The 20,678-nt window shown below is 64.4% G+C and carries 13 protein-coding genes; 4 read left to right on the plus strand and 9 right to left on the minus strand.

The genetic code is table 11. The features are described 5' to 3' along the window. Positions 1 to 79 precede the first annotated feature (79 nt). Together V1280_RS04775 and V1280_RS04780 are read left to right on the plus strand one after the other, a co-directional pair. Positions 80 to 967, plus strand: a complete 888-nt coding sequence (locus V1280_RS04775; protein ID WP_334519686.1) for a DUF6502 family protein — start codon at positions 80 to 82, stop codon at positions 965 to 967. Beyond that, positions 967 to 2,157, plus strand: a complete 1,191-nt coding sequence (locus V1280_RS04780; protein ID WP_334519688.1) for a DUF5666 domain-containing protein — start codon at positions 967 to 969, stop codon at positions 2,155 to 2,157. Before V1280_RS04775 ends, V1280_RS04780 begins: the two co-directional genes overlap by 1 nt. A gap of 54 nt (positions 2,158 to 2,211) precedes the next feature. On the opposite strand, the gene V1280_RS04785 is transcribed toward V1280_RS04780, so the two are convergent. From V1280_RS04785 to V1280_RS04795, 3 genes are read right to left on the minus strand one after another with little or no spacing between them, the layout of a single operon-like run. Beyond that, entirely contained in the window at positions 2,212 to 5,325 is a 3,114-nt protein-coding gene (locus V1280_RS04785) for an efflux RND transporter permease subunit (protein ID WP_334519691.1), read from the minus strand. Positions 5,326 to 5,337: 12 nt separating this feature from the next. After that, a complete protein-coding gene (locus V1280_RS04790) occupies positions 5,338 to 6,462 on the minus strand; it encodes an efflux RND transporter periplasmic adaptor subunit (protein ID WP_334519694.1) in 1,125 nt (374 codons plus the stop codon). A gap of 17 nt (positions 6,463 to 6,479) precedes the next feature. Next, positions 6,480 to 8,042 carry an efflux transporter outer membrane subunit gene (locus V1280_RS04795; protein ID WP_334519696.1) on the minus strand — a complete coding sequence of 521 codons (1,563 nt, stop codon included), beginning with the start codon at positions 8,040 to 8,042 and terminating at the stop codon, positions 6,480 to 6,482. A gap of 217 nt (positions 8,043 to 8,259) precedes the next feature. On the opposite strand from V1280_RS04795, the gene V1280_RS04800 reads away from it, so the two are divergent. Beyond that, positions 8,260 to 8,901 (plus strand): TetR/AcrR family transcriptional regulator, encoded by a 642-nt coding sequence (locus V1280_RS04800; RefSeq protein ID WP_334519699.1) that lies wholly within the window; start codon positions 8,260 to 8,262, stop codon positions 8,899 to 8,901. Between the two features lie 39 nt (positions 8,902 to 8,940). On the opposite strand, the gene V1280_RS04805 is transcribed toward V1280_RS04800, so the two are convergent. Both V1280_RS04805 and V1280_RS04810 read right to left on the minus strand, forming a co-directional pair. After that, positions 8,941 to 10,302: a M23 family metallopeptidase gene (locus tag V1280_RS04805; RefSeq protein WP_334519702.1), complete on the minus strand. Its 1,362-nt coding sequence runs from the start codon at positions 10,300 to 10,302 to the stop codon at positions 8,941 to 8,943. Positions 10,303 to 10,413: 111 nt separating this feature from the next. Further along, a complete protein-coding gene (locus V1280_RS04810; RefSeq protein ID WP_334519705.1) occupies positions 10,414 to 11,178 on the minus strand; it encodes a peroxiredoxin in 765 nt (254 codons plus the stop codon). 204 nt (positions 11,179 to 11,382) lie between these two features. Between V1280_RS04810 and V1280_RS04815 the strand changes: the two genes are divergently transcribed. Then, positions 11,383 to 15,180, plus strand: a complete 3,798-nt coding sequence (locus V1280_RS04815; protein ID WP_334538176.1) for a YhdP family protein — start codon at positions 11,383 to 11,385, stop codon at positions 15,178 to 15,180. 110 nt (positions 15,181 to 15,290) lie between these two features. Here the strand turns inward: V1280_RS04815 and V1280_RS04820 are convergent, their stop codons facing one another. The 4 genes from V1280_RS04820 to tyrS all read right to left on the minus strand — a co-directional run bounded on the left by V1280_RS04820 (position 15,291) and on the right by tyrS (position 20,554). Continuing rightward, complete coding sequence (locus V1280_RS04820) at positions 15,291 to 16,985, minus strand: methyl-accepting chemotaxis protein (protein ID WP_334519708.1); 1,695 nt, start codon at positions 16,983 to 16,985, stop codon at positions 15,291 to 15,293. A 356-nt stretch (positions 16,986 to 17,341) separates the two neighbouring features. Continuing rightward, positions 17,342 to 17,779 carry a DoxX family protein gene (locus V1280_RS04825; protein WP_334519711.1) on the minus strand — a complete coding sequence of 146 codons (438 nt, stop codon included), beginning with the start codon at positions 17,777 to 17,779 and terminating at the stop codon, positions 17,342 to 17,344. 220 nt (positions 17,780 to 17,999) lie between these two features. Continuing rightward, positions 18,000 to 19,244 carry an MFS transporter gene (locus V1280_RS04830; RefSeq protein ID WP_334519714.1) on the minus strand — a complete coding sequence of 415 codons (1,245 nt, stop codon included), beginning with the start codon at positions 19,242 to 19,244 and terminating at the stop codon, positions 18,000 to 18,002. A gap of 56 nt (positions 19,245 to 19,300) precedes the next feature. Continuing rightward, positions 19,301 to 20,554 (minus strand): tyrosine--tRNA ligase, encoded by a 1,254-nt coding sequence (gene tyrS, locus V1280_RS04835; protein WP_334519717.1) that lies wholly within the window; start codon positions 20,552 to 20,554, stop codon positions 19,301 to 19,303. Positions 20,555 to 20,678: the final 124 nt, after the last annotated feature.

Raw genomic sequence — 20,678 nt, forward strand, 5'->3', positions numbered from 1 at the left:
TGGGAAAATTTACCACGTCAATCGTGAAGTGGGAAAAAGTGGGATTGTGTCCCACGCCGCAGATGGCTACAATTTAGACATGAATGCCAAGTCCGGGCCCAAAGCGGCGGCTCCAGAGCCGAACGCCGCCGCAAAGCTGCACGCGCCGCTGGCGCGCCTGCTGCGCCCGCTCGTGCGGCTCTGTATCCGCAGCGGCATGACCTTTCCGGCCCTGGCGCAGCTGCTCCGCGAGCTCTTCGTCAACGTCGCCGAGCATGATTTCGCGCTCGAGGGCAAAGAGCAGACCGACAGCCGCGTCAGCCTGCTCACCGGCATCCACCGCAAGGAGGTGGCCCGGCTGCGCGGCGCAGGCGCACCCGTGCACGAGACGCCAACCACCGTGTCGTTGTCGAGCGCGGTGATCGCGCGCTGGCTCGCCGCGCCTGAATTCACCGATGCGAGCGGCGAGCCGCTGGCATTGCCGCGCACGGCCGAGGGCGATGCGCCGTCATTCGAGCAGCTCGTCGCCTCCGTCACCAAGGACGTGCGACCGCGCGCGGTGCTCGATGAATGGGTCGACCGCCAGCTCGTCACCATCAACGCGGCCGACGAGATCGAGCTGGTGGAGGCGGCTTTCGTCCCGAGCGGCGCGGACGACAGCAAATGGCACTATCTCGGCCGCAATCTGCACGACCATATCGCGGCCGCCGCCGAGAACGTGTCGGGGCCGGCGCCGCGCTTCCTCGAACGCGCGGTGCATTACAACAACATCTCGCCGAAGCTTGCGAAGCGCCTCGAGGCGCGCTCGCGCGAGCTCGCGATGGATGCGCTAAAGACCGCCAACCGCGAGGCCAATCGCGCGCTTGCCAAGGACAAGGGCGGCGACGCGCGCTGGAATTTCGGCATCTACATCTATTCCGAAGATGCCGATGAGGAGGGCGACGGCAACGAGACCGGGAAAGACAGCGGCAGGGAGGGCAGCTCCTGATGAGCCGGCCGCCGCTGATCTCCCGCCGTCTGCTGCTGACCGGATTCTGGCTCGCCGGAACGGCGATCGCGCGCGCGCAGGTCAAGCGCGGCACCGACCAGGGCATCGGCGGCACCGGAATCACGCGCGGTGACGATCATGGCATCGGCGGCACCGGCATCGTCGGCGTGATCCAGCGTTTCGGCAGCATCTACGTCAATGGCGAGCGCGTGACCTATGCGAGCGACGTGCCGGTGCGTATCGACGGCGAGGCGGCGAGCCCGAAGGCACTGCGCATTGGCCAGCTCGCCCGCGTGGTCGCGACGCGGCAAGCCGACGGCACGCTCGTCACCCGCAACATCGCGATCGCGAGCGAGGTCTCCGGGCCGATCGAGCAGGTCAAGGGCAATGAGCTGACTGTGCTGGGTCAGAAGATCGTCGCTGGCAGCAAGGAGCGCAAGCTCCGCGCCGGCACGCAGGTCGCCGTCTACGGCCTGCGCCGGACCGACGGCGTGATCGTTGCAAGCCTGGTCGAGCCCCGGAAGGACGCAACCGAACGCGTCACGGGTCTGGTCGAGCGCCGACCCGACGGGCTGCATATTGGCGGGTTGAAGCTGAGCGGCGTCGATCCCTTGCTGGTCGGCCAGCGCGTCCAGATCGAGGGCAGCGCGAGCCAGGGCGCGATGCAGGCCGCGCGCACGCGCATCGACGATTTCTCGGATCTCGTCGGCGCGAACCGGCTCTCGATTGAGGCCTATGTGCAGCGTGCAGGCTCCAGCCTGCAACTCGGCTCCGGCTTGGTGGCCCGTGACAGCTCGCGCTTCGGGCCGGCGGCGGGCGAAGCGCGCATGGTGGTCAATGGCGTGTTCGATCGCTCGCGCGGCTTGCAGGTCGAGTCGACGCAAGCGATCGGCCCGGGGCCGGCCGCGCCTCAGCCTGGCGGCGGCAATCCCGGCCGGTCACCCGGCGGTTCGATCATGCATCCGGATCGCGGCGCGGCCGGTCCGAGCGGCAGCCAGCCCGGTCCGGCCGGCGCGCCTGCGCCGGGATCGAGCCCCGGTGCAAATCCCGGCTCCGCGCCGACCGGACCAGGCGGCCCGTCAGGTCCGGGCGGTCTCGGCTCGCCCGGCGGACCTATGGGCCCCGGAGGCGGAATGGGTGGTGGCGGCTTCGGCGGTCCCGGAGGCGGGATGGGCGGCGGCCGGCGCTAGGGAGGCCGGATCGGCCGCATGGCGTGGTGACCGGTGGATTGTCATCCGCCTCCGTCAATGAGCCGCGCGCGGCTCGCCGCCCGATGGCGGACCGGCAGCATCGACGATCGCCGTGTCCTCAGCTGCCGCCGCTGCGGAATGATCAGCGGCAAGCAGCACATAGAAGGCCGGCACCACGAACAGGGTGAACAGCGTTCCGATCGAAAGTCCCGAGGCGATGACCAGTCCCATGTTGAAGCGCGAGGCCGCGCCGGCACCGGAGGCGATGATCAGCGGCATCACGCCGATCACCATGGCCGCCGTCGTCATCAGAATCGGGCGCAGCCGGATCGAAGTCGCTTCGATGACCGCGTCACGCTTGGGGCGGCCGGCATGCTGCAGCTCGTTCGCGAACTCGACGATGAGAATGCCGTGCTTGCTGATCAGTCCCATCAGCGTGACGAGTCCGACCTCGGTATAGATGTTGAGACTGGCGCCCTTGATGCCCAGCATGATGAAAATCAGCGCGCCGGCGATCGACATCGGCACCGAGACCAGGATGATGAGGGGATCACGGAAACTTTCGAACTGGGCCGATAGTGCCAGAAAGATGATGATCAGGGCGAAACCAAAAGTCGTCGCGAAACCTGATGATTCCTGGATGAATTGCCGCGACTGCCCGCCGTAATCGATGGTGTAGCCCTTGGGCAACGTGCGGTCCGCGATCTGCTTCAGCGTCGCGAGCGCTTCGCCGGTGATCACGCCGGGCATGGCCACGCCCGAGATGGTGGCGGCATTGACCTGCTGAAAATGGTTCAGCGATTGCGGAACCGTGGTCGTTTTCAGCGACGCCACCGTCGATAGCGGAACGGACGTGCCGTCGGCAGTCTTGATATAGTAGTCCAGCACCTGGTCGGCATTCAGTCGCTGGCGCTGTTCGACCTGAGGAATGACCTTGTAGGAGCGGCCGTCCAGGCCGAAATAGTTCACGTAGCCGCCGCCCAGCATGTTGGCGAGCGCACCGCCGACGTCGCTGAGCTTCAGCCCGAGCTGTGCCGTCTTTTCGCGATCGATCACGACTGAGGTTTGCGGCTGGTCGACCTTCAGGTCATTGTCGAGGAAGATGAACTTGCCGCTTTTCAGAGCCTCCGCGGTGAAGGCTTTCGCTATGCCGTCGAGGCGCTCGAACGGGTCCGTGGTCTGGATCACGAACTGGACCGGAAGGCCGCTCGCCCCGGGCAGGGGCGGCAGCTGGAACGCCACGATCTTGGCCCCGGCAATCCCTGCCATCTCCTGCTGAAGCACCGGCTGTAGTTCCGCCGCCGTCTTGTCGCGCTTGTCCCAGGGCTTGAGTACCCAGCCTGCGATCGAGCTTCCGACGAGATCGAGCTGGAACACCGCTGCGGTCTCGGGATGAGCCGAGATGCGCCGGTAGACTTCGGCAGAATACTGCAGCTTCTGCTGAAGTGTAGCGTTCGGTGCCAGCGTCGATTGCATCAGGATCGCACCCTGATCCTCCTCTGGCGCCAGCTCGTTCTTGGAATTCGTGTAGAGCCAGTAGATGCTGCTCAGGATCAGGGCTGCAAAAACGACCGTGACCGGAATCGTGTTCAGGCTGCCTTCGAGCAACCGCCGGTATCGATATTGCAGGGCCTCCATCCGGGCATCGATGAAACCGACGACGCGATCTTCGAGCGTCGGCTTTCCGGTGTTCGGCGGCTTGAGAATGAAGGCGCAGCACATCGGCGTCAGGGTCAACGCGATGACGGCCGAGACTGCGACTGCGCCTGCGAGCGTAAAGGCGAATTCGGTGAAGAGCGCACCCGTCAAGCCGCCCTGGAAGCCGATCGGAACGTAGACAGCGATCAGCACGACCGTCATGGCCAAAATCGGCCCCGATAGCTCCCGCGCGGCGACGATTGCCGCCTGCAACGGCTTGGTGCCCTCGGCCAGATGGCGGTTGACGTTCTCGACGACGATGATGGCGTCGTCGACCACGAGACCGATCGCCAGCACCAGCGCCAGCAGCGTCAGGAGGTTGATCGAGAAGCCGAGCGCCAGCAGCATGGTGAAGGTGCCGACCAGCGACAGCGGGATGGCGATCACGGGGATCAGCACCGAACGCCATGAGCCGAGAAACAAGAACACAACTACGGTGACGATCAGGAGCGCTTCGACCAAGGTATGGATGACCTCGTTGATCGAGCTGTTCACGAACTCCGTGGAATCGTAGATGATCTCTGAGTTCAAGCCCTCCGGCTGCTGGGCCTTGATGTCGGGATAGACGGCGCGAACGCCCTTGACGACGTCGAGCAGGTTGGCATTTGGCGCAACCTGGATGCCGATATAGACCGCGCGCTTGCCGTTGAATCCGACCGACGAATCGTAATCCTCGGACCCCAGCGTGACGTTCGCGACATCCGACAACTTGACGTTGGAGGTGCCCGCCTGCTTGACGACAAGATCGCGAAACTCCTGCAACGACTTCAGATTGGTCGCGGCCGTCAGGTTGACCTGCACCATCTGGCCTTTGGTGGTGCCAAGCCCGGCAATATAGTCGTTGCTGGACAGCGCAGTCGACACATCCGTCGCGGTCAGGCCATACGCTGCAAGTTTGATCGGATCGAGCCAGGCGCGTAGGGCGAACGTCTTGTTGCCAAGCAATTCCGCGGTCTGCACACCAGGCACGGCTTGGAGTTTGGGCTGAACCACGCGGATCAGATAGTCCGTGATCTGGTTCGGCGCCAGCACGTCACTGCTGAAACCCAGATACATGGCGTCGATGGTCTGGCCGACCTTGACCGTCAGCACCGGCTGCTGGACGCCGCTCGGAAGCTGATTGAGCACCGAGTTTACCTTGGTGTTGATCTCGGTCAGCGCCTTGCCGGAATCGAAGTTCAGCCGCAGGTTGACGGTGATGGTCGAGGTGCCGGACAGGCTGGTCGACGTCATGTAGTCGATGCCATTGGCCTGGGCGATCGCATTTTCAAGCGGCGTGGTGATGAAGCCGGCGACGATCGTCGGATCCGCACCGTAGTAGGTTGTCGTTACGGTGACGATCGCATTCTGTGTGCGTGGATATTGCAGGATCGGCAGTGAAGTCATCGACTTCAGGCCCAGCACCAGGATCATCAGGCTGACGACCATCGCAAGCACCGGCCGACGAATGAAGATGTCGGTGAAAGACATTGACGTCCCCCCTTACTGATCGACGGGTGCGGGATTGGGGTCGTTGGTCACCGGGACGGAGTTGTCGAGCTTCAGCAGAGTGCCGTTGCGCAGCTTGACCTGACCCGCTGTGACGACGGTCGCGCCGCGATCGAGACCCGAGACCACAGCCACTTGGTCGCCGCGGGTGGCGCCCGTCTTGACGAAGGTCTGGCGGGCGACCAATCCCTGCTTGCCCGGTGCGTCGCTCTTGACTGCGAGGAACACCGATTCTCCATACGTGTTGTAGACGATCGCGGTCTGCGGCAGCGTGAGGTAGCTCGTGGGCGGGCCGACACGCACGTCGATCCGCGCGAACATGCCGGGGAGAAGCTTGCGGTCCGAGTTGTCAAAAAGTGCGCGGACCTGAATGTTGCGACTAGTTTGATCGACCTTTGAGTTGAATGCCTGCACCACGCCCTTGAAGCTGAGGTCCGGAAAGGCGTCGACGCGCGCCACCACGGTCTGTCCGACCTTGACCTGATCGATCGCCTGCTGCGGCAGCGTGAAATCGACGAAGAGGCGGTCGAGAGCCTGTAGCGTGACGATGGTGGTGCCTGCGGTCAGATATTGGCCGACATCGACTTGACGTACGCCAAGGCGGCCGGCAAACGGCGCCCGCAATGTCTTTTGTTCCACCAGCGCACGCTGCTGGGCGACCAGGGCCAACGCGTTGCGCTCATTCACGACGTCACTGTCGACCGTGGCCTGGCTGACCGCATTGATCTTGAGCTGGCCCTGGTCACGCCGCAACGTGATGCCAAAGCCGTCGGCGGTGGCCTGCAGCGACTGCAGCTTGGCGACGTCGTCCTCCATGCGCAGATCGAGCAACGTGTCACCGGCGGCAATATCCTTGCCGGACTCGAAATGAATGCCGTCCACGATGCCGGCCTGTTGCAGCGAGAGATCTGCGCCGTTCACGGCGCGGAACGTGCCGATTGCGGTCAACGAGGATTGCCAGTCGCTGACCTGCGCCGCGGTCGTCGATACCGTCTGCGGCGGATCAGCGAGCGAGGCCATGACCTGGCTGATCATGCCGGCGCGGAAATTGACGAACCAGGCGAGGGCGGCAAACACCGCTCCGATGGCACACAGCATGATCAACATGCGCTTTAACATGGCGTCGGTCTTTCGCGTTAGTTGGCTGGCGGGGCCGGCTGCACCGGCAGGGCTCCTGCGGGCGCGAAGATCGCGGCGACGCCCGCGGGCCTCACCTCGGCGGCGGGCGATTCATCAACGCGATTCCACCAGCCGCCGCCGAGGGCCTGGTAAAGCGCCACGGTGTCGGCGTAGCGCGAGGCCTGCGCCTTCACGCGGTTGAGCCGGGCGGTCAGCAGCGTCTGTTCGGCGTTGATGACGGAGATGAACGTGGTGGAGCCGGCCTTGAACTGGGCCTGGGACATCTTCAGGCTTTCGGCTGCGGTTTTCTCCGCTTCGACCTGGGCCTTCAGCAGCGCTGAGTCCGATTGAATCGCGCGCAGCGAGTCAGCGACGTTCTGGAACGCGGTGATCACGGTCGAGCGATATTTCGCACTGCTCTGCTCCAGGGCCGCGACCTTGGACTCCTTGGTGTGGAATAGAGAGCCCGCATCGAAGATCGGCCCCGTAACGCTGGCGGCCACGCTCCAGGCCGTGGTCTGCGGCCCGTAGAGCGCCGACAACGCCAACGCCGAGCTGCCGCCCGAGGCCGACAGAGTCACGTTCGGCAGCATGTTGGCCGTTGCGACACCAACATTCGCGCTGGCCTGATGCACTTGGCTTTCGGCGGCACGGATGTCCGGGCGCTGCCGTACCAGCAGCGAAGGCACGCTGACCGGCAGGTCGCGCGGCAGACGCAGGTTTGCCAGCGGCACCGCCTCGCTCTTGTCCTGGCTCGGCAGCCGACCGAGATAAGCCATCAGCTGGTTGCGATTTTGCGCGCGTGACTTCTGGAGTGGCGGCAGGGTGGCGACCGTCTGCGCCAGCTGCGCCTTCTGTGTCAGCACGTCGCTGTTGGAGACGGCGCCGAGCGCGAACTGCTGTTCGAGCAGCGCAACCAGCTGACGCTGACCGTCGATCTGTTCCTCGGTAACGCGGATCTGTGCCTCGTAGGACGCATCGCTGATCGCGACCGTCACGACGTTCGCCGTCAATGAGAGGTAGGTCGCCTCGAGTTGGAAGCGCTGGTAGTCGGCATTGGCAAGATCAGCCTCGATTCCACGCGCCTTGCCGCCGAAGATGTCCGGTGTGAATGAAACCGGGACCGACGTGTTGTAGAGCGTATACAGGGATGCCGGCCCTGTGAGGCCGGACTGTGCCGACGACACCTGATTGCGCGTCACGCTGGCGTCTCCGGTGATCGACGGCAAGAGCGCGCTGGTGTCGGCCGCCGCAACTTCCCGAGCCTGGCGCAGCGCTGCCTGCGCGGCGATGAGGTCCGGATGGTTGTCGATTGCTTCCCGCACAAAGGCTTGGATCTGTCGTGAGCGAAACACCTGCCACCAGACCGCCGGCACGTCTGCGCCGCTCACGAACCGCTGCGTCGCACCGCCAGGGCCACCCGCGGCCTTGGTGGCCGGCAATCCGCCCGCCGCGTAACCGTCCACTGCCGGCACAGCCGGCGCTTCGAAATCCGGGCCGACCGCGCAGCCTCCCAAAGAAATCGTGGCCTGAATCAGAGGTATCAAGCCACCTATACGAAGGAGTGTTCTGACCGACATCAGGCGCTCGCCAAAAAACTGAACGGTTCAGTACTTGACCGGGCGGCCGAGCCTTGTCAACAGTACTGAACTGTGTAGTTTTGTTTCTGGTCGAGAGAAAGCTTGGCGGCGGCACCAAACCAGGTCCACCTCTTTGTTCTTTCAAGTTGGTGATGCGCGGTCATTGTGCGCGTCGATAACGGATGACACCGATTCGCGAGCCGACGGAGAGCCGACATTGATCGAGACCATCGCCGCTGCCGCTCCTGAGCAGTCGAGCGTACCGGCGGGCCGCAAGATGGACATCGTCACCCGCGCGTCGCGACAGTTATTTCTCGACCAGGGCTTCTCCTCGACCAGTATGGAGGCCATCGCCAAAGCCGCCGGCGTGTCGAAGGCCACGCTCTACGCATATTTTCCGAGCAAGGAGGCCTTGTTCGCCTCACTGATCGTGGCGGAGTGCGACAGCCTGCAACGCGACCTGCCGCTGCCCAAACTGTCGGCCGGATTGTCGGAGGCCCTGCGGGAGTTTGCCAAGCAATACCTCAACGCCTTCATTCATCGAAAAGACGTCGCCTTCGTGCGCATCATCGCCAACGAGAGCGGCCGGTTTCCCGTACTCGCCCGGCTCTTCTATGAAAGCGGGCCCGAGGCGACGATTCGGCGTCTATCTCAATTCCTCGAAGAGGCCAGAGCCGCGAAGCTCCTGGAATTTGACGACTCGATGGAAGCCGCCAAACAGTTTCTGAGCCTGGTCCGCGGCGAACTACCGCTGCTGATTGTGCTGGGCCTCAGCGATCTCACCACGGAAGGGATGGTCGAACAAGAGATCGAGGCAGGACTCAAATTCTTCCTGAAAGCATGTCAGCCTCGTGTCTGAAGCAAGCGCCACGCATGCTTAGTGAAGCAGGGGCCAGTTCTAGCCCGCGCTGAGCCGCACGCCGGCGCGCAAGAACTTCTGCGGGTCGACGGCTTCGCCATCGATGCGGGTTTCGTAGTGCAGATGCGGGCCGGTCGAACGTCCCGTCGAGCCGACGAGGCCGATGACCTGGCCGATCTTCACGATTTCGCCGACCTTGACGTTGATCTCGGAGAGGTGGCCGTAGCGGGTCGACAGCCCGTTGCCGTGATCGACCTCGACCATGCGGCCATAACCACCGGACCAGCCGGCCGAGACCACCTTGCCGTTGGCGGTGACGCGCGCGGGATCGCCGGTCGCGGCACGGAAATCGAGGCCGGTATGCATCGCGGGCCGGCCGAGGAAGGGATCGCTGCGCACGCCGAAGCCGGAGGTGAATTCGACCTCGCCGACGACAGGCTTGCGATAGGGCACCTGCGCCAGCGTGCGGTTGAGCCGGTCCATGTCGGTGCGGGTGATGTTGATGCGATAGAGCTGCTTCTCGAACGGGCTTGCATTGGCGGTGAGCTTCACCGGCACGAACGGGCCGCCCATCGCTGCGCGCGGCACGGCGGCCTCGAGACTGGCCATGTTCAGGCCGAGGTCGCTGACCACACCGCGCATACGCCGCATTCGCGAATCCATGCCCTCCTCGACGGCGCTGAGCGCCGCAACCTGGCGGCGCTCGACCTGATCGAGCGATGTCGTCAGGCGAACCAGGACATTGTCAAAGCCCTGGTTCTTGGCGAATTGATTGACCGGCGGGGCGATCACGGCCGGCGCGCGCGATTCGAGCCGGGCTTCCCGGTCGGGCGGCGCCACGAAGATCACGGTATCGCTGATCGGCGACGGTTTGGGTGTGCCTTGCGTCGTCGTCTGGTTCGCGTCGCCACGCTGCGGCGTCGAGCGCGGAATCGATCCGGTGACATCGGGCATGGCGCCCAGCGCTGTCGCCCGTGACTCCAGCGCCGTCTGGCGCTTCATGATCTGGTCGAGCTTCTGGTCGAACTGCTCCTGGTCGAGCAATTGCCGGCTGGTGGTGCGGTCGACCTTGGCGCGCAGCTCGGCGATGCGGTCCTCATAAGCGTATTGCATCTCGGCCTGACGCGCGATCAGCCGGGTCAGGACGTCGTCGCGGAAAGCGAAATAGGTCCCGGTCGCTGCCGACCACAGGCCGAGCAGGACGACGGTGCCGACCACGATCCAGAACACGACAGGCCCGAGGCGGACCTGCTTGCCGTGATGCACGATGGTGTAGGCGTCATCGGCGTCGGGCAGGGGAATCGCAACAGCTGCCGCAGCAGGACGGCGATGGAAGGCCCGTCCGTGGTCGTGGGAATGATGCTGGGGGTACTGCGAATATTGGGCAGAACTTTTCGACATCGGCACTCCCGCGCCGGTCGGAACGGTTCCTTGCGGCCTAATTGCCGCGGCAATCTGGGCCTGTCATGGTTAATTTTCCGGAAACGGGAGCGCTCGATTTTAACGGGCTGGTTAAAGACTTCTTGCGGCTAGCAGCACATCGTCGGCATGGCCATCGACCCGGACGTTGCGCCAGATCCTGGCCACTTGGCCGTCAGGCCCGATCAGCACCGTGGTGCGAAGAATCCCGAGGAAGCTCTTGCCATACATGGATTTTTCGCCCCAGGCGCCATACGCCTCCAGCATCTCATGCTGCTCATCCGAGACGAGGGGGATGCCGAGGCTGTGCTTGTCGCGGAACTTCTCCTGGGCCTTTAACGGATCGGCCGAAATGCCGAGCACGGCGGTGCCGGCAGCGGCAAAGGCGTCCTTGAGCCGGGTGAAGTCGATCGCCTCGCGGGTGCAGCCCGGCGTGTCGGCGCGGGGATAGAAGAACAGGACAAGCTTCTGGCCGGCATAGTCCGACAGGGTGACGATGTTGCCGCCGTCGCGGGGCAGGCGGAAGGCCGGCGCCTTCTGGCCCTCGGCCAAGGACTTCGATGACAAGGACTTCGACGACAAGGACTTCGACGACAAGGACTTGGCTGACAACGACTTTGCCGAAACGGCGGCCGCCGCACCTGCTGGTTTAGAGGCCTTTTCAGAAGATTTTAACCGTTTCGATGCGGCCTTATGCGATGTTGGCTCGGCGCCTGCTTTGCCTGATTTGCTTGCCGATGCCGGCTGTGTTTTCGCGCCAATTGTTTGAGTCGATGCCCGTGTTTTCTGAGGCATCTTTTTAGCGGTCGGACTGCCGGAGGGCGTTTTGGACGATTTCTTTCGGGATTTCTTGGACATACGCCTTCCTTTCGTCGCTTTCGGCGGGTCAACCAAAGCGGTATTGCAGCTCTCGTCCGGTGTGCCGGATTCGCGCCCTCGGCTGGGCAATTTTGGCGGCGACGGAGTATGGTTACAAGGAATTCCACGCACCACCCCACTGCTCGTTGAACGCGCTCCCGGGGCGAAATGACGAACAGCAGGAACATTCGAGGTATGGCGGCAATGCCGGGGCGGGGAGCGTCGATTCCCGTCGACGGCTGCGGTCCCGGCGGCGCTCAATCCTACGACGGGCGCCTGTATCGAGAGGCAATGGCTAGGAATAAGTCGCCCCAGGATCACAATCGGGACTTCGATCGGCACGGCGGCCATCACGAGCAGCCGGAATGGCACGAAGCCGACTGGGATCAAGACCAGGAAGAGGAGGCGGGGCATCGCGCACGCCGCCTGCTGTCGCGTTCCAGTTCGCGCATCCCGGTCGGTGACGGTTTCTCCTTGTTTCGCCGGGTGCTGCCGAGCGGCCGCTGGGTGCGCCGGACGGCCGTCGTCTTCGGCGCATTGATCGTCATCTTCGTCGGCTGTTTTGGCGCGCTGTGGTGGCGGCTCGGCGCCGGTCCTATCAACCTCGACATGGCGACGCCCTGGCTCGCCGCGGCCATCGAGGACAATATCGGCCACGGCAACACCGTGGAGGTCGGCGGCACCCAGATCGAGCGCGCCGGGCGAATCCGGATTGCGGTGCGCATCCGCGACATCATCGTCCGCGATCATGACAAGGCCATCGTCGCCAGCGCGCCGAAGGCCGAGGTAAGGCTGTCGGGGGCAGCGCTTCTCACAGGGCATCTGCGCGCCGAAAGCCTCAACCTGGTCGATGCCGAGCTCGCGATCCGGATCGCACCTGACGGGACCGTCACGGTGTCCGCCGGCGACACGGCGAAGCCGCTCGCAACCGGCGTCGCGTCCAGGAGAGAAGCGGGCCTGCCGCCGACATTCCCGCGTAACGGCGTCCCGCCGCCACCTTTCGGGATAGGGCCAGCAACTCCGGACGCGTCCCAGGCCACAGCTCAGCCCGCCGCGCAGAGTGGAATTCTTCAGGGCCTCGACTGGCTCGACAGCCTGAGCTTGACCGGCCTCGACGGCCAGAACCTCAACGAGATCGGTCTCAAGAACGGCAATCTGATCGTCGACGATCAGCAGCGCGGCAGCAAATGGACGTTTGAGAACATCACGCTCAGCCTGCGCCGGCCGACCCACGGCGGCATCGCGCTCAGTTTCGGCGAAGAGGGCACTCGCCCGTGGTCGCTGCGCGCCACGATCGGACCGAGCGAGAATGGCGTACGCTCGATCGATATCCGCGCCGACAAGGTGTCGACCGCCAACATCCTGCTCGCGCTGCGCGTCAAGGACCTCACCTATACGGCCGATCTGCCTCTGACCGGCGAGCTCAAGGGCGAGCTCGGCCGCGACGGCGTGCCGACGTTCTTCCGCGGCAAGGTCACGATCGGCGCGGGCAACATCATCGACACCGATACGCCGGATTATCCGATGGCGATCGACTCGGCCGAGATCAACGTCGAGTGGGACGCGGGGCGGCGGGTGCTGGTCGCACCGTTCAAGATCCTCTCCGGCGCCAATCGCCTGACGCTGCTCGCCCATATCGAGCCGCCCAACGGCACCACCAATGACTGGCAGCTCGGCTTCAGCGGCGGCTCGATCCTGCTCGGCGGCATCGACAACGAGCCGCCGCTCGTTTTCAACCGTATCGCGATCGGATTCCGCTTCGACACCGATCACAAGCGCATGGTGCTGACGCAGGCCGACATCTCCAACGGCGAGATCGGCGTCGCCGGCACTGGTGCGATCGACTATTCCGGCGAGCCGCGCCTGACGCTGGGCTTTGCGGGGACGCCGATGTCGGCCTCCGCGCTGAAGCGGATGTGGCCGACGCTGGTGGTGCCCGAATTGCGCCAATGGGTGATCGAGCGGATCGAGCGTGGCACGCTCCAGCGCATCGAGGTCGGCATCAACTCGCCGACGCGGAACCTTCCGCGCAAGGGACCGCCGATTCCCGATGACGGTCTGTCGGTCAACATCGTGGCAAGCGGCGTCGCGGTTCGTCCGGTTGACGGCATGCCGGTGGTGCACGACGCCGATCTGAAGGCGCACGTCACCGGACGCACCGCCACCGTGAATATCGCCCAGGGCATTGCCGATACGCCCGCGGGCCGCAAGATCACGATCTCCGACTTCACCTTCGAGGTGCCGGACATGGCGCCGAAGCCCTCGCCTTCGCGGACCCGCTTCCGTGTCGATGGTCCGGTGCCGGCGGCGGCCGAAATGCTGTCCAATGACCGGTTGAGCGATCTGTCGTCGACCGTCGTCGATCCCAACACCAGCAAGGGCACGTTCACGGCGAACATCCAGCTCGGCCTGCCGGTGACGGGTGGATTGACCAAGGCGGACACCGTCTACGCCGTCACCGCCGACCTCAACGGCTTTGCCGCCGACAAGCTGGTGATGAACCAGAAGCTCGAGGCCAACAATCTCAAGATCGTCGCCAACAACCAGGGCTACCAGGTCAAGGGCGACGTCAAGATCAATGGACAGGCGGCCTCGCTCGACTACCGCAAGGCGACCGATGGCGACGCGGACGTCAAGCTGCAGACGACGCTGGACGACGCCAGCCGTGCCCGTCTTGGCTTCGACCTCAGTCCCGCCGTCAGCGGAACGGTGCCGATCAAGGTGTCGGGCAAGATTGCCGGCGGCCCCGACCAGACGACGAAGCTTGGCATCGAGGCCGACCTGACCTCGGTCAAGCTCGACAACATCCTTCCCGGTTGGGTCAAGCTGCCGGGCAAGGCGGGCAAGGCGACCTTCAAGGTGGTGCCGACGGCACAATCGACGCGGCTCGAGGACATCGTCATCGACGGCGGCGGCGCCTCGATCAGGGGCTCGCTGGAAGTCGACCCGAACGGCGACCTGATGAATGCGAACTTCCCGGTCTACTCACCTTCCGACGGCGACAAGACGTCGCTGAAGGTGGAGCGCGGTCAGGACGGCGTGGTCCGGGGCACCATGCGCGGCGACGTGTTCGACGGCCGCGGCTTCCTGAAGTCGGCGATCTCAGGCAATTCCAAGGATGACAGCAAGAGCAAGCTGAAAAACGTCGATTTCGACATCGACGTGAAGCTCGGCACGGTCGCCGGATTCAATGGCGAGACGATGCGCAGCGTCGATGCCAAGATGTCGAAGCGCAGCGGGGCCATCAAGGCGTTCTCGCTCAGCGGCAGGATCGGCCAAAACACCCCGGTGGCGGCCGATCTGCGCGGTGGGCGCGCGCAGGGCAGCCGCGAGGTGATCTATCTCCAGACCAATGATGCCGGATCGCTGCTGAAGTTCACCGACACGACCAACAAGGTCTTCGGTGGCCAGATGGTGGTGGCAATGGAGCCGCCGACGTCGGAGCCTACGACGAGGGAAGGCCTGATCAACGTGCGCGACTTCGCGGTCAAGGGAATGGATCAGCTTGATCGCGTTGCGGCGGGCGCCCCTAACGGCACGCAGAACGGCGTGACCTTCACGGCGTTGCGCGCGGAGTTCACGCGGCAGAACGGCGCGCTCACGATCCGCGACGGCGTGGTCAAGGGACCGATGATCGGCGCCACCATCGAAGGCTCGGTCGACTTTCCCGGCAACCAGGTCTGCATGAGCGGTACCTTCGTGCCGATGTACGGCGTGAACAACATCTTCGGCCAGATTCCGTTGTTCGGCCTCTTCCTCGGTAACGGCGACAAAGAGGGATTGATCGGCGTAACCTACGAGGTTGTCGGTACGCCGGCGGCGCCGTTGATGCGCGTCAATCCGATCTCGGCGATGGCGCCGGGCCTGTTCCGCAAGATCTTCGAGTTCAACACCGGCAAGCAGAACTCGCCGATCGACGAGCTTCCGTCGGCGCAGTCCGGCGACAGCCCGACGGCAACGGCAAGGCCGTTGTCGAGCGGTTGCAGCCTGGCACGCCGTTAGCGCCGAGTCCGTTCTATCGGGGCGGCCCCTGAAGTCTCCACAGCGTCATGGCCGGGCTTGTCCCGGCCATGACGACCTCTTGTGAATGCTTATGCAACGAGACGCGCAGCTTACGCCGCGCGCACGCCCGCCAGGAACGTGCCGACTTCGCCCGAGAGCTGCTCGGCCTGCCTGGAGAGGTTCGACGCGGCCGCGAGCACCATGCCGGCGGCGTTGCCGGTCTCGTTGGCCGCGGAGCTGACGCCGCCGATGTTGGTGGTGACTTCCTTGGTGGCCTCGGCGGTCTGCGAGACGCTGCGGGCGATCTCGGCGGTGGCCGCGCCTTGCTGCTCGATCGCAGCGCCGATCGAGGTGGCAATGCGGCTGACCTCCTCGATGGTGGCGGTGATGCCGCCGATGGCGTCGACGGCTTCCTTGGTCGCGCCCTGGATCTGGGCGATCTTGTCGCCGATCTCGCGGGTGGCTTCGGCGGTCTGGCTCGCCAGCGATTTCACCTCGGAGGCGACGACGGCGAAGCCGCGGCCGGCCTCACCGGCGCGCGCGGCCTCGATGGTCGCGTTGAGCGCGAGCAGATTGGTCTGCGCGGCGATGCTGGAGATCAGCTCAGCAACGTGCTCGATCTGCTGGGCGCCGTCCGACAGTGCGCGCACGATGGTGTCGGTGTGGCGCGCGCTCTCGACCGCGCGGCCGGTGACTTCGGCCGATTGCGCGACCTGGCGGCTGATTTCGGTGATGGAGGAGGAGAGCTCTTCGGCGGCGGCCGCCACCGTCTGGACGCGCTGGCTGGCTTCGGTCGCAGCCGAGCCGACCACGGCGGCGCGGCGGTTGGTGCCCTCGGCGGTCGACGACATCGACTTGGCCGTGGTTTCCAGCTCGCCGGAGCCTGAGGCCATCAGACCCACGAGCTGACCGACCGAGGCATCGAAGCGATCGGCGAGGGAGATCAAGGCGTCGCGCTTTTCCTGCTCGCCACGGGCCTTGGCCGCGACCTGTTCGGCTTCCAGCGTGCGCGCCGTCAAGGCGGTCTGCCGCAACACGTCGAGCGTTTCCGCCATACGACCGATCTCGTCGCCGCGATCGGTCTCCTCGACCGGCTTGTCGATCGCGCCGTCCGCGATGTCCTGCATGCGGGTCTTCTGACGGTCGAGCGCGCCGAGCACGTCGCGGGCGATCAGCCAGGACAGCGTCGCCATCAGCAGCATCAGGCCGGCGCCAATCGCGGCGAGCTCGAGCGTGAGCGCGCGTACGTCGGCGTCGATATCGTCGACATAGAGGCCGTAGCTGATCGTCGCGTTCCAGGGCGTGAACTGGCGGACGAACACGGTCTTGCGGACGGGCTCGGTCTGGCCGGGGCGAGGGTAGAGATAGGATGTGACGCCGCCCTGCGGCGCCTGCCTGGCGGCATTGAGCTGGGCATCGGCAATCAGGACGCCATTGGAATCCGTGGCGCCTGTAATCTTGCCTTCGAGCTGTGGATTGGCGCCGTTGACCAGGATCGACGTGTCGGAATTGTAGACGACAGGATAGCCCTGGCCGCCGCCAAACTTCATGGTGCGGGCACGCTGGCGAAACTGCAGCTTGGCGTCGTCCACCGTCAACTTGCCGGCGGCGGCGTCGTCCTGGAAAGTCTGCGCGAGGCCGTGGAGCAGATCGACCGCGGCCTTCATCTGCTGGACCCGGTCGTCCATCATGCGGCTCTTGCTGAGGACGGTCGATACCGCGATGATGGCCGTGACGGTCAGAGCTGCGAGGCAGACCATGCTGGCAAGCTTGGTGCGGATCTTCAGGTGGCTCAGCAGCGTCATCACAGCCCCTACGAAATGGTTGTTATTGTCATCATCCGTAACATGAACTTCTTACCAATCATGAAGACAGGCATGCTGCGGCCTGCCGCGTCCGCGACTCGTCGCAGCCTTATGCGCAATCGTGCAGGCAAATCGCGATGCGATGCCGTGCGCCCGTATTCTTGCGGGAGGAGAACGATCTCGGACTTTGGTGGTGATCGAGCCTGGCTGGACGGGCAATGAACCGATTCGTTCATCGCATCATCATGTCCGTGCTGCTCGTGGCGGCCCTCGTTCTCATCTGGAACGTGCTGGGCTCGCGCTGAGCCGGCACCGGCGAAACGCCAGTGCCGGTCTGTGGGTCGGTTGAGCGCGCGTCAGCGCCGCGCGAAGGCGCCGCCCGGCGCGTCGCTCTCCTTGCCCATCAGCGCATCGACGCTGACCGAGCCGCCGCCCGCTGCCGAGATGTAGAGGCAGGCGAAGCAGAACAGGATCGCGGCGGTGCCGCCGTTGAGCAGGGGCAGCAGCACCGGCGTGCCGGTCTTCATCACGTGGCCCATGAAGTAGGCGAAGGCCATTTCACCCGCCAGGATGAACGCCGTCAGCCGCGTGAACAGGCCGAGCATCAGCGTCGCGCCGAGCACCAGCTCGAGCGTGCCGGCCACATAGATCAGCGGCGGGATGTCGGCGAAGTAGGGGAGCACCGGGAACTTGAACAGCTTGGCGACACCGTACTGGAACAGCAGCAGTCCGGTGATGAAGCGAAACAGGCTCAAGAGAACCGGCTGAAAGCGAGTGAGATAGGGAAAGTTCATTGGTTTGTGCCCTCCATCCAATGTTGCGACTAGGACCGCATTCGGTTCCGCCCTGCAAGCTGCGCCAGGCCAATTTGCGCTGACATTTTTGTCATGTCGGACAAAACACCGCAGGCCGTGATTTGAGCCACGTGCCATCCCCATTTTTTACGCACATTCGCGCCGCGTCCGTCCGTAATTCCCCGGTGACACCAATGAGCGCAGGTTACCTCCGGGAAACCTAGCGCCGCAAGGCGGGCACGATCAGGAACGGGATCATTCCGAGGATCACGTTTGCAAGTGCGAAGACGAGCAACGCGTTGTAGCCATGGGTGGCGTCATGGATCAGGCCGCCGCTCCAGGAGCCGAAGGCCGAGCCGAGCCCGCTGCCGATCGAGATCGTGCCGAAGATGGTGCCGACCCGCTTGCCCCTGAAGATCTTCATCGCGGTTGCCGTGATCAGCGGCCCGCGTGAGCCCATCATGCTGCCGAAGCAGACGACGAAGCCGGTGAGCAGGATGACGTCAGGATAATACTGAAGCAGCCAGAGCAGGAAGATTCCGAGGATCGAGACCGCGTAGCTCAGCAGCACCGAGGGCCGGCGCCCGATCAGCCCGTCGAGTGCGGAGACGCCGATCATGCCGAACACCAGCACGACGCCCGAAAAGCCCCAGGCGGTCGCAGCCTGCAGCGGCGGAAAGCCGGCGTCGATCAGATAGGCGACGATCTGCGCGGCGATGCAGTACATGCCGACCGCGGTGAAGAAGAAGGTCGAGAACAGCGCCCAGAAAGCGTGGTGACGCATCGCGCTGACGAGCGTCCAGCCGTGGTCGACGAAATCAGGATCGGTCTTCTTGGCGACATGCGGCGAGCCCGTCGCGAACAGCCGCCACGGCAGCAGCATCAGCGGCACCAGCAGGCCTAGTGTGGCGACGCCGAACAGCTGGTAGGTTTCGCGCCAGCCGAGATGATCGATCAGCAGCTGCGAGGCCGGCAGCAGCGCCAGCACGCCGCCGCCCATCGCAGAGTACACCACCGCCATCGCGGTCGGCAGCTTTGGCCCGAACCAGCGGCCGAGCAGGATCGAGTTCGGCACGTTGCCGATGAAGGCAACGCCGATGCCGACGCACAATCCGATCGAAAGCTGGAATTGCCAGAGCGCCTGCGCATGGCCTGCGATCAGGAAGGCCGAACCGAGCAGCAACAGGCCGAGCGCATAGACGATGCGCGGTCCGGAATGGTCGAACAGGCGGCCAACCAGCGGCGCAGTCAGTCCGCTGATGAGCCAGGTCAGCGAATAGATCGAGACCACCTGCGCGCGGTCCCAACCGAAATTTTCGGAGATGGGCTTGAGGAAGACGGTGAAGCTTTCGCTTAAGCCCCGCCCGAGCACAGCGAGCGTGAAGCACAGTGCGAGCACGACGAGCGCAGTGCGCACCGCGCCTTGCTGCGTCGCAGCCGTTTCCCTGGGCGTGTTCTGGTCCATTGCCCGTCAGGGAGCGCGCTTCGGCGCGCCCTGACAAGCATCAAAAGCTCATACGCCTATGCAGGCTTGATGAGGACGTGCTTCTTCTTGCCGAAGGACAGCTTGATCACGCCTTCCGGCGTCAGATCGGCCGCTGACAGCGCCATCTTCTCGTCGGTGACGGCCTCGTCATTGACGCGCAGGCCGCCGCCCTTGATCTGGCGCCGTGCCTCGCCATTAGAGGCGACGAGCGCCGCCTTGACGAAGGCATTGAGCACGCCGATGCCGGCCTCCAGCTCGCCGCGCGGAATTTCCACCGTCGGCAGGCTTTCGGCGAGCGCGCCTTCCTCAAAGGTGCGGCGTGCGGTCTCGGCCGCTTCGTTCGCTGCGTCGCGACCATGCAGCAGCGCGGTCGCTTCGGTGGCGAGCACCTTCTTGGCCTCGTTGATCTCCGAGCCGCCGAGCGCTTCGAGCTTCCTGATCTCGCTCATCGGCAGTGTCGTGAACAGTTTCAGGAATTTGCCGACGTCGGCGTCCTCGGTGTTGCGCCAGTACTGCCAGAAATCATAGGGCGAGAACTGGTCGGCGTTGAGCCACACCGCGCCTTGCGCGGTCTTGCCCATCTTGGCGCCCGATGCGGTCGTCAGCAGCGGCGTGGTGAGCGCGAACAGCTGATGCGTGCCCATGCGCCGGCCGAGATCGACGCCCATGATGATGTTGCCCCACTGGTCGGAGCCGCCCATCTGCAAATGGCAGCCGGTCCGCTTGGCCAATTCGACGAAGTCGTAGGCCTGGCAGATCATGTAGTTGAATTCGATGAAGCTCATCTCCTGCTCGCGCTCGAGGCGCAGGCGCACGGAGTCCATCGACAGCATGCGGTTGACCGAGAAATGCCGGCCGACGTCGCGCAGCATCTCGATCCAGTTGAGCTTGGTCAGCCACTCGGCATTGTCGAGCATGATGGCGTCGCTCTTGCCGTCGCCATAGCGCAGCACCTTTGCGAACACGCCGCGGATCGAAGCCTTATTGGCCTCGATCTCGGCGACGGTGCGGATCGCGCGCGTCTCGTCCTTGCCGGAGGGGTCGCCGACCATGGTGGTGCCGCCGCCCATCAGCGTGATCGGCTTGTTGCCGGACTGCTGAAACCAGTGCAGCAGCATCATGGTCAAATAGTTGCCGATGTGCAGCGAGGGAGCGGTGCAATCGTAGCCGACATAGGCGATCGCCTCGCCCTTGGCGGCGAGCGCGTCCAGCCCCTCGAAATCGGAGCACTGGTGGATGAAACCACGTTCCTGCAGGGTGTTGAGGAAATCCGATTTAAATACAGTCATCTGTCGGCATGCCTGACAATTCTTGGTTTACTGTTTTGGGAGCAATTTAAGGGTCTTCTCTGGGAACTCGATTGCTGCCCGCCACTTGGCGCTGTGGCATTATAAGATGTGTCCCTCTGGCACA

Origin of the sequence: Bradyrhizobium sp. AZCC 2230, assembly GCF_036924495.1 — a bacterium.
Lineage (GTDB): Bacteria > Pseudomonadota > Alphaproteobacteria > Rhizobiales > Xanthobacteraceae > Bradyrhizobium > Bradyrhizobium rifense.

Bases quoted from the DNA above. Each gene is read 5' to 3' on its own strand.
- V1280_RS04820 (WP_334519708.1), bottom strand. From the start codon at position 16,985: ATGACGCTGCTGAGCCACCTGAAGATCCGCACCAAGCTTGCCAGCATG.
- V1280_RS04795 (WP_334519696.1), bottom strand. From the start codon at position 8,042: ATGTCGGTCAGAACACTCCTTCGTATAGGTGGCTTGATACCTCTGATT.
- V1280_RS04810 (WP_334519705.1), bottom strand. From the start codon at position 11,178: ATGTCCAAGAAATCCCGAAAGAAATCGTCCAAAACGCCCTCCGGCAGT.
- tyrS (WP_334519717.1), bottom strand. From the start codon at position 20,554: ATGACTGTATTTAAATCGGATTTCCTCAACACCCTGCAGGAACGTGGT.
- V1280_RS04785 (WP_334519691.1), bottom strand. From the start codon at position 5,325: ATGTCTTTCACCGACATCTTCATTCGTCGGCCGGTGCTTGCGATGGTC.
- V1280_RS04825 (WP_334519711.1), bottom strand. From the start codon at position 17,779: ATGAACTTTCCCTATCTCACTCGCTTTCAGCCGGTTCTCTTGAGCCTG.
- V1280_RS04805 (WP_334519702.1), bottom strand. From the start codon at position 10,302: ATGTCGAAAAGTTCTGCCCAATATTCGCAGTACCCCCAGCATCATTCC.
- V1280_RS04830 (WP_334519714.1), bottom strand. From the start codon at position 19,244: ATGGACCAGAACACGCCCAGGGAAACGGCTGCGACGCAGCAAGGCGCG.
- V1280_RS04780 (WP_334519688.1), top strand. From the start codon at position 967: ATGAGCCGGCCGCCGCTGATCTCCCGCCGTCTGCTGCTGACCGGATTC.
- V1280_RS04790 (WP_334519694.1), bottom strand. From the start codon at position 6,462: ATGTTAAAGCGCATGTTGATCATGCTGTGTGCCATCGGAGCGGTGTTT.
- V1280_RS04775 (WP_334519686.1), top strand. From the start codon at position 80: ATGAATGCCAAGTCCGGGCCCAAAGCGGCGGCTCCAGAGCCGAACGCC.
- V1280_RS04815 (WP_334538176.1), top strand. From the start codon at position 11,383: ATGCCGGGGCGGGGAGCGTCGATTCCCGTCGACGGCTGCGGTCCCGGC.